A 15,907-nucleotide genomic window follows, 5' to 3' on the forward strand; every position below is an offset into this window, starting at 1 on the left:
TACTAGAGTAGATAAATTATTTTAAGTGGGTGGGGAATAAATGGATAAAATATTAAATAATAAATTAAATGTATTAATCAAAGATTTGAAAGAAATGAAAAAGGTAGCAATAGCATATTCAGGAGGAGTAGATAGTAATTTTTTATTAAAAGTTGCAAAAGACACTCTAGAAGAAAATGTTGTAGCTATAACTATTAGTGCCATGATGCATTCAAGCAGAGAAATTGAAGAAGCTCAAAATTATGCAAAAGAATATGATGTTAATCATATTCTATGTAATATTGATAATTTATATTTGCAGGAGTTTATAGAAAATGGACCTCTTAGATGTTATCATTGTAAGAAATTTATATTTAGTAAAATAAAAGAAATAGCAAGTGAACATAATATTAAATATATACTTGATGGAACTAATTTAAGTGACTTAGATGATTATAGGCCTGGACTAAAGGTTTTAGAAGAACTGAATATTGTAAGTCCCCTAAAAAATGCTGGATTAACAAAAGATGATATCAGAATATTATCAAAAGAATTAAATATTTCTACATATAAAAAACCTTCTTTTTCTTGTTTAGCCACTAGAATACCAGTAGGCGATAAAATAACTAAAGAAAAACTTAGAATGATTGAAGAAGGAGAAAATTTCTTACAAGATAATAATTTCAGTCAGTACAGGGTAAGAGTTCATGATAACATGGCAAGAATAGAAGTGGACAAAAAAGAAATTTGTAAGTTTTATGATGATGAAATGATAAATAAAATAAATCTAAAATTTAAAGAAATAGGTTTTAAATACGTTACTTTAGACTTAAATGGTTACAAAATGGGAAGTATGAACTAATAACAGGAGGAACAAATGAAAAAAGAATATACTTTAGTAGCACCATGTTTTTTTGGTGTGGAAAAAATGTTAAGTAGAGAAATACAAAACTTAGGATTTGAAATAATTAAAACGGAAGATGGAAGGGTTACATATAAAACTGATGAAACAGGTATAGCAAAATCAAATATTTACTTAAGATGCGCTGAAAGAGTTCATCTTAAGGTGGCAGAATTTGAAGCTAGAAGTTTTGACGAGTTATTTGAAGGAACAAAGAGAATAAACTGGGCAAAATATATACCTTTTGGGGCGCAGTTTCCAATATCAAAGGCATCTTCAATAAAATCAAAATTATATTCAACTCCCGATATACAATCTATAGTTAAAAAAGCTGTAGTTGAAAGTTTAAAGAAAAGCTACTTAGAAACAGGATTATTAAAAGAAGATAAAGAAAAATACCCTATATATGTATTTATACATAAAGACAAGGTAACTTTAACAATAGATACATCTGGAACTGCTCTTCACAAAAGAGGATATAGAGAAAGAGCTAACAAAGCACCAATTAGAGAAACTTTAGCTGCAGCCATAATGGAACTTGTTCCTTGGAGACCAGGAAGAACCTTAGTTGATCCAATGTGTGGTTCTGGAACACTTTTAATAGAAGCAGCTATGAAGGGAATAAATATGGCTCCAGGAATTAACAGAGAATTTATTTCTGAGTCTTGGAGAACTATGGACAAAAAAATCTGGTGGGATGTAAGAAGAGAAGCTTATGCAAAGGTAGATGAAGATATAGAGTTTAAAATTTACGGATATGATATAGATGAAGAAGCATTAGAAATAGCTAGAGAAAATGCAGAAATAGCAGGTGTGGCAGATTATATAGAATTTAAATATGGTGATGCCACTGAGTTTTCTAGTGACGAAGAGTATGGATTTATAGTAACAAACCCTCCTTATGGAGAAAGGTTAGAAGATACGGATACAGTTAAAATGCTCTATAAACAACTGGGATATACATTTAGAAAACTTAAAAACTGGTCATATTATCTTATAACTTCGTATGAAGATTTTGAAAATGAATTTGGTGGAGAAGCAAGCAGAAGAAGAAAGTTATATAATGGTATGTTAAAAAGTAATTTATATCAATATATAGGACCAAGGCCACCTAAAAATAATAAATAATTTATAAAAAGTAAATATATTCCCTTAAACTGAATATATATTATATAAGTAGGTTTAAGGGGGTGTAAATTTGTTTAAAACAAAAAATAACCTGAGAAGAAATGCAAAACACAAAGAACATAAAAATACTAAAAAAACTTCTTCATATGTAGAAGATTACAATGAAGTAATATTAAATGATTTAGTAGATGATAATAAATCTAATAGTGAAGAGCATGTACAAGAAGAAACAATAAGAAAGAGAAAGAAAAAGAAAACAATTAATTTTAATTTAGGAACTAAGAAAAAATCTACTTCTGATGAGGATAAAAATCAAAAAAGAAAAACTTCAAATAAAAAACATAAAAGTGAAAATGATGAGCCAAAAGAAATTATAGAGGTGGAACGTAAAAAAGATACACCAGAAGTTGAAGCCCAACCTAAGGATAATAAATCAAAAAAATCGAAAAAATCAGCAAAAACTAAGAAGAGTGAAAAAGGATCAAAAAAAGCATCAAAAAAGAAATCTCAAAATTCACCAAGTGAAGAAAGTACAAAAAAATCAAGTAAGAAGACATCAAAAAAAGAAAGTAAACCTACTAAGGAAGATAAGAGCAAAAAAACATCTAATAAGAAATCAAGAAAAGAAGATGAATTAAAAACTAAATCCGTAGAAGATGTAGAGCTTGAAGAAGTGGAAGATGTAAGTGAAGAAGATATTGTAGAAGGTAGCGTTTTTAGAAATATAGAAGCTGAGGAAGAATTTATTGATGAAAATCATCAAGTAGAAGCTGAGGAAGAAAATTTAATCGAACATAAATTTGACGATATAATTTGGTCAGATGATAAGTTTCCCAAAAATTAAATAAAAAGACTATAAAAGCTAAATCTTAAAGATATATTTTTATATGATTCCCAACTTTGTGACTTGAGCAATAGAGTTGACTTAAGCGGCAGCGAAGGCATCTCGTTGGCGATATGAGCGAAGCGAATTTTTATTATATATCTTTGGATTTAGCTTTATATTTTTTTGAGATAAATACATAATAATAATAAGAAATCTTAAGAAAAAAAGAAAGTATAAATAAAACAATAATATTATGTTAGAATATAATAAGATTTACTTAAGGAAGTAATCTTTTATTTTGGAAAATTTCATGTATAATAAAATAGAAAGAGTGATTAGTATGACTTGTAAAGAACTATTTTTAAAAGTAGATGACATATTACTAAATAGTGATAAACCATCTGTTGAAATTAGAAAATTAATTAATGAAGGAGAGTTTAATCAAAAGCCCTTTATTAAGGTTAAAAATTTGGAAGATATAGAACAAAACTTAGTTCATCATCCTGAAGGAAACGTGTTAAACCATACACTATTAGTAATTGATAAAGCATGTGAGTATAAAGAACAATCTAAAGATAAAAGAGTATTTATGTGGGCTGCTTTTTTACATGATCTAGGTAAATTGACAACAACAAAAAAAAGAAAAGGCAGAATAACTGCTTATGGACATGATTTACAAGGAGAAATATTATCTAGACAATTTTTGCATCAAGTGACAGAAGATGAAAAATTTATAAATGAAGTATGTATATTAGTAAAGTATCATATGCAACCATTATTCTATGATAAAAAATTACCATATTTTAGAGAAAAAGAAATTATTAATGATTCTGATTATAAAGAAATAAGCTTACTCTCACTGGCTGATAGACTGGGGAGGTTGAGTTTGTGTGAAGAAAAAGTAAAACAAGAAGAAAAAAGGATAAATAATTTTAAGAACTTTTTTGCTGACAAATATAAATAGGAGGGAATATATGAAGTTACTAAAAGTAGCAGCTTTAGTATTTGTTATGTGTATAATGACAACAGGCTGCGATACAAGTAGTGATTTACCTGAAAATCTACTTGATGATAATATTGTATATGATAAAGGAAATAGTGAATTATATACTTTCATAAACAAATCTTTAGATGGAACCACATTAGTCTTGCCGGATAATTCTAGTGAGGTTGGACAAATAAATGAAGTAGACTCAAATATAATTGCATTTCAAAAAAGGCAAGATGTGAATTTAAAAATAAATAAGGTTGGTTTTGTACTCGTTTCTAAAAATGATGAAGGGTATACTCTAGAGGATAGTTATCTTGAAGAAGGTGAAGAAATAGAATATGCAAACTTTTATGATTTGAATAATGATGGAAATGATGAAGTCATATTACTTATAAATAATAAGTCAGTAATCACTATGAATGTATATAGTATAAAGGATAATAAAGTTAAAAAAATATCTAAAGTAAAGCCAACTTGGATAAAAGACTATAAAAAATATACTCAAATGAAAATAAAAGTAGGATTTATTGATAATGATCTAAAGCTAGATATTTTAATGATGAATTATGATAGTAGTAATGGTGAAATGTATGTAACTATGTTGAATTATTCAAAGGATAATGAATTATCAACAACTAATACCATTAAAATACCAAATGTAAAAAATCTAAATGATTTATATTTAGTAATTGGAAAGGTCTACAATAATAAAAAAGGCATAATACTAAGTATACCTACTTTAAAAGAGAATGGTTATGGTACACAAATATTATTTATAAAAGATAATAAACTAAAAAAAGTATTTGATGATGATAAACTCATATTAAACTCTTATTATGTGCCAGTGAAAGATGCAAATAGTGATGGGATTATAGATATACCTGTATTAAATAATAATATGATTGAAACCTTCACATCAAATAGTAAACCATCAGCTCTTATAAGCTGGAGAAAGTGGAATAATAAAACTGGCAAAGATGCAGATACAATATTTATAAGTCAAGTTTATTATAACTATAAGAATAATTTTAAATTTTTAGTACCAGATAATCTTGCAAATAAATTATATATTCAAAAGAATATAGTAGGTGATACACCGTATTATGTGTTTTACTACTATGATAAGAGTAGTAAAGAACCATTGGAATTATTCCAAATAGGTATATCTCCTAAAAACTTAGTTGAAGACACTAAAGCAAGTCCTAAAATGGACACTATATTGGCTGAAACAGACAATAATTATTATCAATTAGTAGTTAAAAATAAAGATGCTTTTGAAAAATACGACTTAACATTGGAAAATATGAAGGAATATTTTTCTATAATTTATAAATAGAAATTGAAATTTTGGGAGGAATTATTAAAAAATGAAGGAAAAAATATTAGTCTTAGAAGATGAGATAGGTATAAGAAGCTTTGTAAGTATAAATTTAAAAAGAGAAGGATATGAAATAATAGAAGCAGGAAGTGGATCAGAAGCTATAGAGCAACTCTCAAATCATCCGGATATATCAATAGCATTACTTGATGTGATGTTACCTGATATGAGTGGTATAGAAATATGTAAATTTATTAGACAACAATTTGATCAAATTGGAGTTATAATGCTTACGGCTAAAGGCCAAGAAGAAGATAAACTAGAAGGGTTTATATCTGGTGCAGATGACTATATTGTGAAACCATTTAGTATAAAAGAATTATTAGTTAGAGTTTCAGCTCTCATAAGAAGAGTCAAAAAAGATGAAAATAAATTTAAGAGTAATGAAATAATATCTGATCCTTTTGTATTAAATATAGATAAAAGAAAATTATACAAGAGTGGATTAGAAATAGAATTAACACCTACGGAGTTCTCCATAGTTAAGTATTTAATGGTAAATGCTAAAAAGTCATTAAGTAGAGATCAAATTTTAAATGAAGTATGGGGAAGTAATTATTTATATGATTTTAAAATTGTAGATGTTAATATAAGAAGAATAAGAAATAAAATTGAAGATGATCCATCAAAACCTAAGTACATCCAAACTGTTTGGGGCTATGGATATTGTTTTAGAAAGGATGAATAATAGGTGCTACATTTAGAAGGTCTGAGAAAAAGAGTCATAAAGTATTATTTTATAATGATAATTATAACAGTAGCATTATTTGAAGGACTATTTATGTTTTATCTTCAAAACTATTATTATAACTCAGCTAAACAGTCTTTAATTTCTCAAGCAAACTATACTATTGATATATATGATGGTGTGGGAATGGAGTCTACTAGTTTTGAAAATAAAGTTTCAAATATTTTTGAAAAAGGAAAAGTAAATAGTAATACAAATTTTTCTATTGAATTTATAGATAAAAATAAAAACTTAATATTAGACAAATATGGAATAAAAACCAATAAAAAATATGAATATGAAGATGTAAATAAGGCTTTAAGAGGTAGTAGTAATTTAACGCCGTATACTTATAATATTGTGGGAACAAACGAACATGTTATGAGTATATCAGTACCTCTTAAAGTAAATAATCAAATTGAAGGTGTAGTTAGATATAGCTTATCTTTAAGACAAATTGATAATACCATAATTAAACTTGTTTTCTTCTTTATTGTTGCAGGTGTAATTATTCTAATTATTGCTCTTTTACTTAGTTTAAGATTTGCAGAATCTTTAATTAAACCACTTAAAAACTTAAAACAGTTTGCTAACGAATTAGCTCAAGGAAATTACAATATTAAATTGAAAAAAGAGCAATTACACAATGATGAAATAGCAGACCTTGTGAAAACTTTTGAGCATATGGCAGTGGAAATAGATAAGAGTAGAAAATTAAAAGAAGAGTTTATATCTTCTGTATCACATGAACTTAGAACTCCTTTAACATCTATAAAAGGATGGAGTGAGACTTTAGCTTATGAGGGTATAGGTAAAGAAGAGCTAGACTTAGGTCTTGGAATAATACAAGATGAAACAGAAAGAATGATATCTTTAGTAGAGGACTTACTAGATTTTTCTCGTTTATCATCAGATAGAATTAGATTACAAATTGATATGGTAGATGTAACTAGACTGGCAAAGGGTGTAGTAACTCAGTTGGCGGTTAAGGCAAATGAAAAAAATATTACACTTCTTACAGAATTTAAAACAAAAGAAATTTTTGATATTCAAGGTGATAAAAATAGACTTAGACAAGTTTTAATTAACTTAGTCCAAAATGCAATAAAGTTTACTGCAGAAGGTGGATATGTAGTTGTAATAGTTTCTCAAGGTGAGGAATTCACTACATTTACTGTTACGGATAATGGAGTTGGTATTAAAAAAGAAAACTTAACTAAAGTTCTAGATAAGTTCTTCCAAGAAGATTACAATAAATCGGGCAGTGGCCTTGGTCTTGCCATAAGTAATGAAATAGTAAAATTACATGGAGGAAAAATGATAATAGATAGTGAAAAAGGAGTGGGTACAAGCATAACTTTCACACTGAAAAATAAAATTATAGAATCTATGTAATAAAAAGCTGTATCACTAAATTTGTGATACGGCTTTTTTGATATTGAATAATTATAATTAATAGGAAATAGTTGTAATAATTTATCTTTACTATACAATAATATTTACAGATAAATATTTATATCTTAATTTGGAGGGTACTATGGAAATAGATATCAAAGAGTTTAAACTACTTTGTGAAAAGGGTAGTGAAAGTTACAATGAAGATATGGTGGGAATATGTAAAAAAGGCGCATGGGTATTAGATGGAGCAACAGGACTAAATAATAAAAACTTAATATCTAAAGAAAGTGATGCCAAGTGGTATGTATCTTGGTGGAATAAATACTTAGAAGAAAACATAAGTAAAAATACATCTTTAAAAAAAATTGTATTAGACGGATTGGAAGATATAAAAAAAGAATATTTATTAAAGCTAAATGGATTAAAAATTGAAGAACTAGATACACCTTCAGCTTCTGCAATAATAATAAAGCTTTATGAAGATAAACTAGAGTATTTCCTTCTTGGAGATTGTACTTTATTATTAAATGACTTAAAGAAAAATACTATAATTAAAGATGAACGTGTTTGCCAATTTGATGAAGAAGTATTGATAAGAATGAGTGAGCTTAATAAAATAGAAAAGTTAAGTTTAGTAGAAAAAAAGAATATATTGCTTCCTCTTATAATAGAAAATAGGCTTAAGAAAAATAGTGAGGAAGGATACTGGATATTAGAGTTTAATAAAGAGGCAGTAGAAAAATCCATACATGGTTATATAAATATAGAAAATGAGCTTAAAATCATGATGAGTAGTGATGGATTTTCATGTGCTTGGGATAGGTATAATATTTTTACAGAAGATGAAGTTATGGAAATAGGACAATATAAAGGGATTGAGTATATTAAAGAGAAAACAAGGGAATTAGAAAAAGAAGATAAAAAGGGTAAGATATTTCCAAGATTCAAAGAAAGCGATGATTCATCTTGTATCTATTTACATATCATAAAAAAATAAAAGGATGGATTATATGAGGATATTGCACATTACAGCTCAAAAACCAAATAGCACAGGCAGTGGGGTGTATATGAGTGGAGTAATTGAAAGTTTGCATAAGTTGGGACATAAACAAGGGGTAATTGCAGGTATAGATATTAATGATGAAAAGAATTACTCAAATAAAAAGGTAAAGTTTTATCCTATGATTTATAATAGTGAAAGACTACCTTTTCCGGTCGTGGGTATGAGTGATATTATGCCTTATGAAAGTACAAAATATAAAGATCTTACTGAAGATATGATAAATAAAATTAAGGGAGAATTTACCTATATTTTAGATATGGCAATAAAGGACTTTAAACCAGATATTATTATATGCAATCATTTATATTTAATTACAAGTGTTGCAAGGGAAAGAGTGAAAGATATTAAAGTAGTTGCTATTTGTCATGGAACCTGTCTTAGACAATTAAAAAATATAGATTTAAATCATAATTATATAATTTCAAATATAAATAAATTAGATCATATTTTTGCATTACACAATGAACAAAAAGAAGAAATAATAAAAATTTTCAAGGTTAAGAATGATAAAGTTAGTATTATAGGCAGTGGCTATGACAATAAGGTATTTTATAACAAAAATTATAAAAAAGAGAAAGAAATTAATATAACATATGCGGGCAAAATTTGTGAAAGCAAGGGTATAAAGTCATTGCTAAATAGTCTTAATATTTTAGATTGCAATGCAGAAGATATTATTGTAAATATAGCGGGTAGTGGAAGTGATCAAGAAAAGATTAATGAAATAATAGAAATATCAAAAAAATCTAAATATAGAGTTAATTTTCATGGTAAATTAAATCATGAAGACTTGTCAGAGTTATTTAACAAAAGTCATATTTTTGTATTACCATCATTTTATGAAGGGTTGCCTGTAGTTGTACTAGAGGCTTTATCATGTGGATGTAGAGTAATAGTTAGTAAAATTAATGGGCTGGAAGATTTTATAGGAGAGGATATAAATAATTCTCATAATATTTTGTATTTAAAGATGCCAAGGATGATAAATTTTACAACTCCATTAAAGGAAGATTTACCTAAGTTTGAAGAAAATATTGCTAAGTGTATGGAAAAATTTATAAATGAAATTAATGAAGATAAAAAAAGACCTAATATTAATATGGAAAATAAAACTTGGGATGGTCTTGGCAAGAAGATTGATAAAATTATAAAATTAATCGTATAAATTATATGTATTTTATATATTATAATTAGTAGATAAAAATCATAAAAAATTTCAAAAAATGTATACTTTTTTATTTCTAGATGTTATAATAATTATCCTTTATATGTTTGTATCTATGTACATAACAAATTAATTAAAGGATTAAAATGGAAAGGATATTAAAACTTATGAATAATATACAATTACTAATAAAAAATGCATTTGAAGCACAGGATAATTGTTACACACCGTACTCTCATTTCAATGTTGGAGCAGCTTTACTTGGTAAGAATGGTAAAATATATCAAGGATGTAATATTGAAAATGCATCATATACTCCGACAAATTGTGCCGAAAGAACAGCCTTTTTTAAAGCAGTATCAGAAGGACAAAAAGAGTTTGATGCGATTGCCATAGTAGGAAATAAAGAAGGTGAAGTGGGGGAATTTTGCTCACCATGTGGAGTATGTAGACAAGTAATGATGGAGTTTTGTAATCCAAAAGAGTTTAAAATTTACTTAGCAAAAGATAGAAATAATCTTGATGATTATATAGAGTATACATTAGAAGAAATATTACCACTAGGATTTGGACCGGCTAACCTAAAATAGTCAATTGCTATGCAATTGACTATGGCGCCAACGATATGCCTTCGTTTCACTCAGGCAAATCCGTTGCTTAAAATAAATAACTTGTTGTTTATGGCGCCAACAATGCACCTTTGCTTCACTGTAGGTAAATCTGTTGCTTAGAATAACTAAATTTACCATAAATAAGAGAAGGGGTTTATCCCTTTCTTTTTTTATGTTATAATATTGTCCATATTAAAATATAATATTAAGGAACTATACAGTTATAATTATATTTTATTCAAATTATTGAAAATACTAGGTTGTATTTTACATCTAGGACTTGTTCGAGATCCTCCAAGTATAAAAAACTAGGTTAGCTTATTTAGTGGCAGTATTTAAGTTAATCCTTAGATACGGCTTTTTTTGTGCAAAAAAGCGTATAGGATCTCCTTTAGAAAGATTAGGAGGAGATAAATATGGAAAAAAGAAAAGTAATAATTGACTGTGATCCAGGTATAGATGATTGCCTGGCAATACTTCTAGCATTAAATTCTAAAGAATTAGAAGTATTAGGACTTACAATCTGTAGTGGTAATGTACCAGCAGATCTTGGAGCAAAGAACGCTCTAAAAGCACTTCAAATATGTGAAAGACTAGATATACCAGTTTATGTGGGCGAAAAATTACCACTAAAAAGAGAACTTGTAACAGCACAAGATACTCATGGCGAAGATGGTATAGGAGAAAATTTCTATGAAGATGTAAATAAAGAAATATTAGAAGATGGAGTAGACTTTATTATTGATACATTAAAAAATAATGAAAAAGTATCTATAATAGCTCTGGGTCCAATGACGAATATTGCAAAAGCTTTAATGAAGGATAAAAAAGCATTCAATAATTTAGATGAATTTGTATCTATGGGTGGAGCCTTTAGAATACATGGAAACTGTTCACCAGTGGCAGAGTTTAATTATTGGGTAGATCCTGAAGGAGCTGATTATGTTTACCAAAACTTACCTAAAAAAATTCATATGATAGGCCTAGATGTAACTAGGAAAATAGTATTAACACCAAATATTATTGAGTTTATTAATAGACTTGATAAAGAAAAATCAAAATTTATAACAGAAATAACGAGATTTTATATAGATTTCCATTGGGAACAGGAACACATCATAGGATGTGTAATAAATGATCCTCTTGCAGTGGCATATTTCATTGATAGAAATTTATGTAAAGGCTTTGATTCTTATGTAGAAGTAGTACATGATGGAGTTGCTATGGGGCAATCCATAATAGATTCATTCAACTTCTACAAAAATAAACCAAACGCTCATGTTTTAACTGAGGTGGATGAAAAAGCTTTTATGAAAATGTTCTTAAAAAGAATATTTAATGGATATGAAAATGAAATAGATACAATTGAGGGGGTAATATAAATGAATAAGAGTATGAGTACAAGAAATTTAACTTTAATGGCAATGGGAATTTCTTTAAATATAATAGGAGCATTAATAGCTTTAACACTTAGACTGCCTATTTATTTGGACTCTATAGGAACCATATTAGTTGCTTGTTTATTAGGACCTAAATTTGCAGTAATGACTGGAGTATGTGGTAGTTTAGTAAGTGGGATGACTTTTGATCCATATTCATTGTATTTTGCACCAGTACAAATAAGTACAGGACTTCTTGCAGGATTAATGTATAAAAAAGGATTATTAAAAGGTAAGAAAACACCATTGGGAGTATTTATATTTACCATACCGACAAGTATTATAAGTGCCATAATAGCAGCATTTTTATTTGGAGGTGTGACATCTTCAGGTTCCTCTTATATAGTACAAATATTAAGTCATTTCAATGTGCCAATGGTAGTTAGTGTATTTATTACTCAAGTGTGTACAGATTATGCAGATAAATTTTTGGCTGTAGTTTTAGTAGCTTTAGGTGTGGCGGCACTTCCTAAAAGTTACAAATTATCATTTAAACAGAAGGTGAATAAACAACATGGATAGATATAGTGAAGTAACAAACAAAAACCAGCGTGAAATAGTACTACTTAAAGCTTTTCCATGTAAATGGGGCAAATGTAGTTTTTGTGATTATATATTAGACAATTCAAAAGATGAGGAAGAAATAAACAAATTAAACTTTGAGGTGTTAGATAACATAACTGGAAAATACAAAGTATTGGAAGTTATAAACTCAGGTAGTTGTTTTGAAATTCCTAAGGCCACTTTATTGAAAATAAAAGAAATAATCAAGGAAAAGAAAATAGAAAAACTATTCTTAGAAAGTCACTGGGTTTATAAAAAGAAAATTCAAGAAATGAGAGATTTCTTTGAAATACCTATAACATTTAAAATAGGTGTGGAGACTTTTGACTATGACTTTAGAAATGGATATCTTAACAAAAATGCTAAGTTTGAAAGTGTGGAAGAATTGAAAGAATACTTTGATTCACCTTGCATTATGGTGGGAATTAAAGGTCAAACTAAAGAAATGATAGATAGAGATATGGAAATAGTTCTTAATAACTTTGACCATGCTACTATAAATGTCTTTATTGATAATACATCAGAAGTTAAGAGAGATCAAGAGCTTGTAGATTGGTTTGAAGAAAAGTATAAGTTTTTAATAGATAATCCAAAGATTGAAGTATTGTTTAATAATACAGACTTCGGTGTGGGAGATTAATAAAATCGATAATATAGAAAACCATATTGATTATATAGTCAATATGGTTTTATTATATTTATATATTTAAAAAAAATATATTATATTATTTTATGTAATATATATTATTGTTAGTTAAAAAATGGTTTATAATAATATATATTACATATAAATCTAATACATAAAAGGAAGTGAAGTATATGGCTATAAAAATAGTTACAGATAGCACATCATATATACCAAAAGAATATGTAAATAAATATGATATAAAAATAGCATCTTTAAATGTTGTTATGGATGGAGAAAGCAGACGTGAAGTTGATATAGATAATAAAAATTTTTATGAAGATATGAGCAAATCCAGTGAAATTCCAAAATCATCTCAGCCAATACCAGAAGAAATGCTGAGTATATTTAAAGACATAATAGCAAATGGAGATTCCATAGTAGGTATATTTTTATCATCAAAAATGAGTGGAACATATTCCAATGCAAATATGATAAAAAATATGATATTAGAAGATTATCCAAAAGCCAATATAGAAATCCTTGATTCGAAGACTAATTGTATGCAAATGGGATTTGCTGCAATTAAAGCAGGAGAAGCAGCAAAAGAGGGGAAAAGTATGGAGGAAGTAGTAGCGTTGGCTCAATATGTACTAGATCATAGTAGATTTTTATTTACACCAGAAACCTTAGAGTATCTAAAAAAAGGTGGAAGAATAGGTGGTGCAGCGGCACTATTTGGTAATTTATTTCAAATAAAGCCCATACTTACAGTTGTAGATGGTGAAACCTCTATATTTAAGAAGGTTAGGACTAGAAAAAAAGCTGTAGATGAGATAGTAGGAACTGTTTTAAATGAAATAGAGTTAAAGGGATTAGGCGATGTTATTGTACACCATATTAATTGTGAAGAAGAAGGGATGAAGCTAGCGAAAGCTTTGGAGAACAAGTTAGGGCAGAAAGTTGGAATTCAGTCTATAGGCCCGGTTATTGGTCTACATGTGGGACCTGGTAGTATTGGTATTGCTTATTATACTAAGTAGATGAATTTAAATGAATTTTATTTTTTAATATGTATATTTAAAAATAAAATAATCTTGATGAAATATAGGAATTATATTAAGCAAGGGGGAAAAATGATTCCCCCTTGCCTGAAGTAGAATTTAATTATTCAGTTTCAGAAAACTCGTCTTTACCTACTGAACATAAAGGACATAACCAATCATCAGGCAAATCTTCAAAAGAAGTACCTGGAGCTATTCCGTTATCAGGATCTCCAACTTCTGGATCATAAATATAGCCACAAGCATCACAAACATATTTTTTCATAATTCAGCCCCCTTTTTAATAATAACTGTATTATCTCTTATTGTTACACAATAAGAGATAATAATCATCAATATTAGTGTAAGTATACAATATTCATTTATAATAAAAACATATTTTGTCAAATTCAGTTTATAAGGGCATCTTTTCTAGGAACAGTTCTTTGGTATTTTACATCAGGATAACCAATCACTAGACATGAAGATAACAACTTGCTATCTTTTATACAAAGTAAATCTAAAATTTCTTTGTTATCTTGAGATGATATCAATAAAAATCCACTAAAAAAGTTCCATGTTTGAAGAAGCTAAACCGCCATTTATAGGATTAGGTGTAGTTATAAATATTGCAAGAGGGGCATTGAAGAATAATTTACCATTTTTTTTCGGATCTTTTTATACATCTCATAGGAGTAAATCCACATTCTATCATATCTTTCTAAATGAGAAGTTTCAGGCGTTAAGTTTGATAAAATAGCTTCACCTTTTTTTCTTAAACTTTCATAAGCTAAGTCTCTTAATTCACCAAGTTTATCAGTAACTACTGTATAAGATACATCCTGACTATTTGTTGAAGTTTGAGTATATCTACCAGCATCTATTATTTTTAAGATTTTTTCTTTTTCTATTTCTTTATTTTTAAATTTTCTAACGCTTCTTCTATATTTTATAAAGTTTAAAAGATTATCTGCTTCTACTGAAAAACTATTCTTATCATAAGGGATTACTTCATCCATATTATAATCATCAGTTGATGCAGCATCCACTGGACATATGGCAATACAGTGTCCACATTTTATACAGTTTTCATTATTTATCTCAGCGTTGTCTTGTTTTAGTGAGATAGTAGAAGTTGGGAAATCTTTTATACATTGTGTACAGGCTATACATTTTTCTTTGTTTATTTTAAACATTTTAATAGCATCCTTTAGTTTTATTTACTATTTATCCAAGATATAACATAAGTAAATTTACTATCTTGATCTTTTATAGAACTAAGTGATGTAAATTCACCACTTATATTTTTATCCATAGCAGATAAGTGAAAATGACAAAGGCCTATACCTATGTCTATTTTATTTAATTCTTTAGCACTACTTAGATAGAAGTGTATATTATCATCATATTTTAAGATTCTCCAAGGTTGTTTATTAATAGCTGATGGTGCAAAACGCAACATTTCAAGTGGTTCAAAATATTTACCTGCATTACTATTTGTAAGTGGTGTATTAAAGTTTTTATAAAAACATATTTCTGAAAAATCTTTACGCTTTTTACTATTATCACCAAATAAAGTAGCTATAAGTGATTTTTTACCACCTTCATATCCTACTGGTGAAACAATTGGTAAAATTTCTTTTTCATTTAAACTCATAGCTTTGGCAAACTCACCTTTATTAAAAGTACCACCAAGCCATACGGTACCTAGTTCTAGAGAAGTGCAGTATAATATAACTTTTTCTAAAGCGTATCCTAAGGCAATTAAAGATAAATCATCCTTTTCACAAACAGCTGTTAAGAAATAATTAGCACCTTTTATCACGCCATAAGTTCCAAGTTTTAATTCTTTATTTGAATTATCTTTCCTTATTAATTTAATTCTTATTTTTTGATTAAAAGTATTTTCCACCTTGCTAATGAAGTTTTCAATTTTATTTATTATTTCTTCAGATAGAGGTGAATTATCATAGTTTCTAACAGAATTTCTAATTTTTATTAATTCATCTACTGGTCTATTAAACATATTACTCATTAAAATACCTCCTAAAATAAATTGACATTTATAT

At 27.7% G+C, this 15,907-nt stretch carries 18 protein-coding genes; 14 read left to right on the forward strand and 4 right to left on the reverse strand.

Annotated features, from left to right (window positions below; translation table 11 throughout):
* The first annotated feature begins 40 nt into the window (after positions 1-40).
* From larE to QX51_RS19050, 14 genes are all read left to right on the forward strand, one after another.
* Complete coding sequence (gene larE, locus QX51_RS18985) at positions 41-841, forward strand: ATP-dependent sacrificial sulfur transferase LarE (protein WP_039681463.1); 801 nt, start codon at positions 41-43, stop codon at positions 839-841.
* Between the two features lie 15 nt (positions 842-856).
* Positions 857-2,008 carry a THUMP domain-containing class I SAM-dependent RNA methyltransferase gene (locus QX51_RS18990; RefSeq protein ID WP_039681464.1) on the forward strand — a complete coding sequence of 384 codons (1,152 nt, stop codon included), beginning with the start codon at positions 857-859 and terminating at the stop codon, positions 2,006-2,008.
* A 70-nt stretch (positions 2,009-2,078) separates the two neighbouring features.
* On the forward strand, positions 2,079-2,852 hold the full coding sequence (locus tag QX51_RS18995) for a hypothetical protein (RefSeq protein ID WP_039681465.1): 774 nt from the start codon (positions 2,079-2,081) through the stop codon (positions 2,850-2,852).
* 280 nt (positions 2,853-3,132) lie between these two features.
* Positions 3,133-3,798 carry an HD domain-containing protein gene (locus QX51_RS19000; protein WP_052233174.1) on the forward strand — a complete coding sequence of 222 codons (666 nt, stop codon included), beginning with the start codon at positions 3,133-3,135 and terminating at the stop codon, positions 3,796-3,798.
* Between the two features lie 10 nt (positions 3,799-3,808).
* On the forward strand, positions 3,809-5,161 hold the full coding sequence (locus QX51_RS19005; RefSeq protein ID WP_039681466.1) for a hypothetical protein: 1,353 nt from the start codon (positions 3,809-3,811) through the stop codon (positions 5,159-5,161).
* Positions 5,162-5,192: 31 nt separating this feature from the next.
* Positions 5,193-5,891, forward strand: a complete 699-nt coding sequence (walR, locus tag QX51_RS19010) for a cell wall metabolism DNA-binding response regulator WalR (RefSeq protein ID WP_039681467.1) — start codon at positions 5,193-5,195, stop codon at positions 5,889-5,891.
* 3 nt (positions 5,892-5,894) lie between these two features.
* Positions 5,895-7,325 carry an ATP-binding protein gene (locus QX51_RS19015; RefSeq protein WP_039681468.1) on the forward strand — a complete coding sequence of 477 codons (1,431 nt, stop codon included), beginning with the start codon at positions 5,895-5,897 and terminating at the stop codon, positions 7,323-7,325.
* Positions 7,326-7,467: 142 nt separating this feature from the next.
* Positions 7,468-8,325 (forward strand): hypothetical protein, encoded by an 858-nt coding sequence (locus tag QX51_RS19020; protein WP_039681469.1) that lies wholly within the window; start codon positions 7,468-7,470, stop codon positions 8,323-8,325.
* A gap of 13 nt (positions 8,326-8,338) precedes the next feature.
* On the forward strand, positions 8,339-9,556 hold the full coding sequence (locus tag QX51_RS19025; RefSeq protein ID WP_039681470.1) for a glycosyltransferase family 4 protein: 1,218 nt from the start codon (positions 8,339-8,341) through the stop codon (positions 9,554-9,556).
* Between the two features lie 167 nt (positions 9,557-9,723).
* On the forward strand, positions 9,724-10,146 hold the full coding sequence (locus QX51_RS19030) for a cytidine deaminase (protein ID WP_039681477.1): 423 nt from the start codon (positions 9,724-9,726) through the stop codon (positions 10,144-10,146).
* 437 nt (positions 10,147-10,583) lie between these two features.
* A complete protein-coding gene (locus QX51_RS19035; RefSeq protein WP_039681471.1) occupies positions 10,584-11,549 on the forward strand; it encodes a nucleoside hydrolase in 966 nt (321 codons plus the stop codon).
* Positions 11,550-12,128, forward strand: coding sequence for an ECF transporter S component (locus tag QX51_RS19040; RefSeq protein WP_039681472.1), 579 nt, complete (start codon positions 11,550-11,552; stop codon positions 12,126-12,128).
* Positions 12,121-12,810 carry a radical SAM protein gene (locus QX51_RS19045; RefSeq protein ID WP_039681473.1) on the forward strand — a complete coding sequence of 230 codons (690 nt, stop codon included), beginning with the start codon at positions 12,121-12,123 and terminating at the stop codon, positions 12,808-12,810. The genes QX51_RS19040 and QX51_RS19045 overlap by 8 nt, the downstream gene beginning before the upstream one ends.
* 179 nt (positions 12,811-12,989) lie before the next feature.
* Positions 12,990-13,838 (forward strand): DegV family protein, encoded by an 849-nt coding sequence (locus QX51_RS19050; RefSeq protein ID WP_039681474.1) that lies wholly within the window; start codon positions 12,990-12,992, stop codon positions 13,836-13,838.
* A gap of 124 nt (positions 13,839-13,962) precedes the next feature.
* Here the strand turns inward: QX51_RS19050 and rd are convergent, their stop codons facing one another.
* The 4 genes from rd to QX51_RS19060 all read right to left on the reverse strand — a co-directional run bounded on the left by rd (position 13,963) and on the right by QX51_RS19060 (position 15,873).
* Positions 13,963-14,124 carry a rubredoxin gene (gene rd, locus QX51_RS20225; RefSeq protein WP_074078758.1) on the reverse strand — a complete coding sequence of 54 codons (162 nt, stop codon included), beginning with the start codon at positions 14,122-14,124 and terminating at the stop codon, positions 13,963-13,965.
* Positions 14,125-14,248: 124 nt separating this feature from the next.
* Entirely contained in the window at positions 14,249-14,392 is a 144-nt protein-coding gene (locus tag QX51_RS21640) for a nitroreductase family protein (protein WP_330376113.1), read from the reverse strand.
* 66 nt (positions 14,393-14,458) lie between these two features.
* A complete protein-coding gene (locus QX51_RS19055; protein WP_330376114.1) occupies positions 14,459-15,034 on the reverse strand; it encodes a nitroreductase family protein in 576 nt (191 codons plus the stop codon).
* Positions 15,035-15,054: 20 nt separating this feature from the next.
* Entirely contained in the window at positions 15,055-15,873 is an 819-nt protein-coding gene (locus QX51_RS19060; RefSeq protein WP_039681475.1) for a nitroreductase family protein, read from the reverse strand.
* Between the last annotated feature and the right edge of the window lie 34 nt (positions 15,874-15,907).

The sequence above is a fragment of the Terrisporobacter othiniensis genome (assembly GCF_000808015.1).
In the GTDB taxonomy this organism is placed as follows: Bacteria; Bacillota; Clostridia; order Peptostreptococcales; family Peptostreptococcaceae; genus Terrisporobacter; species Terrisporobacter muris.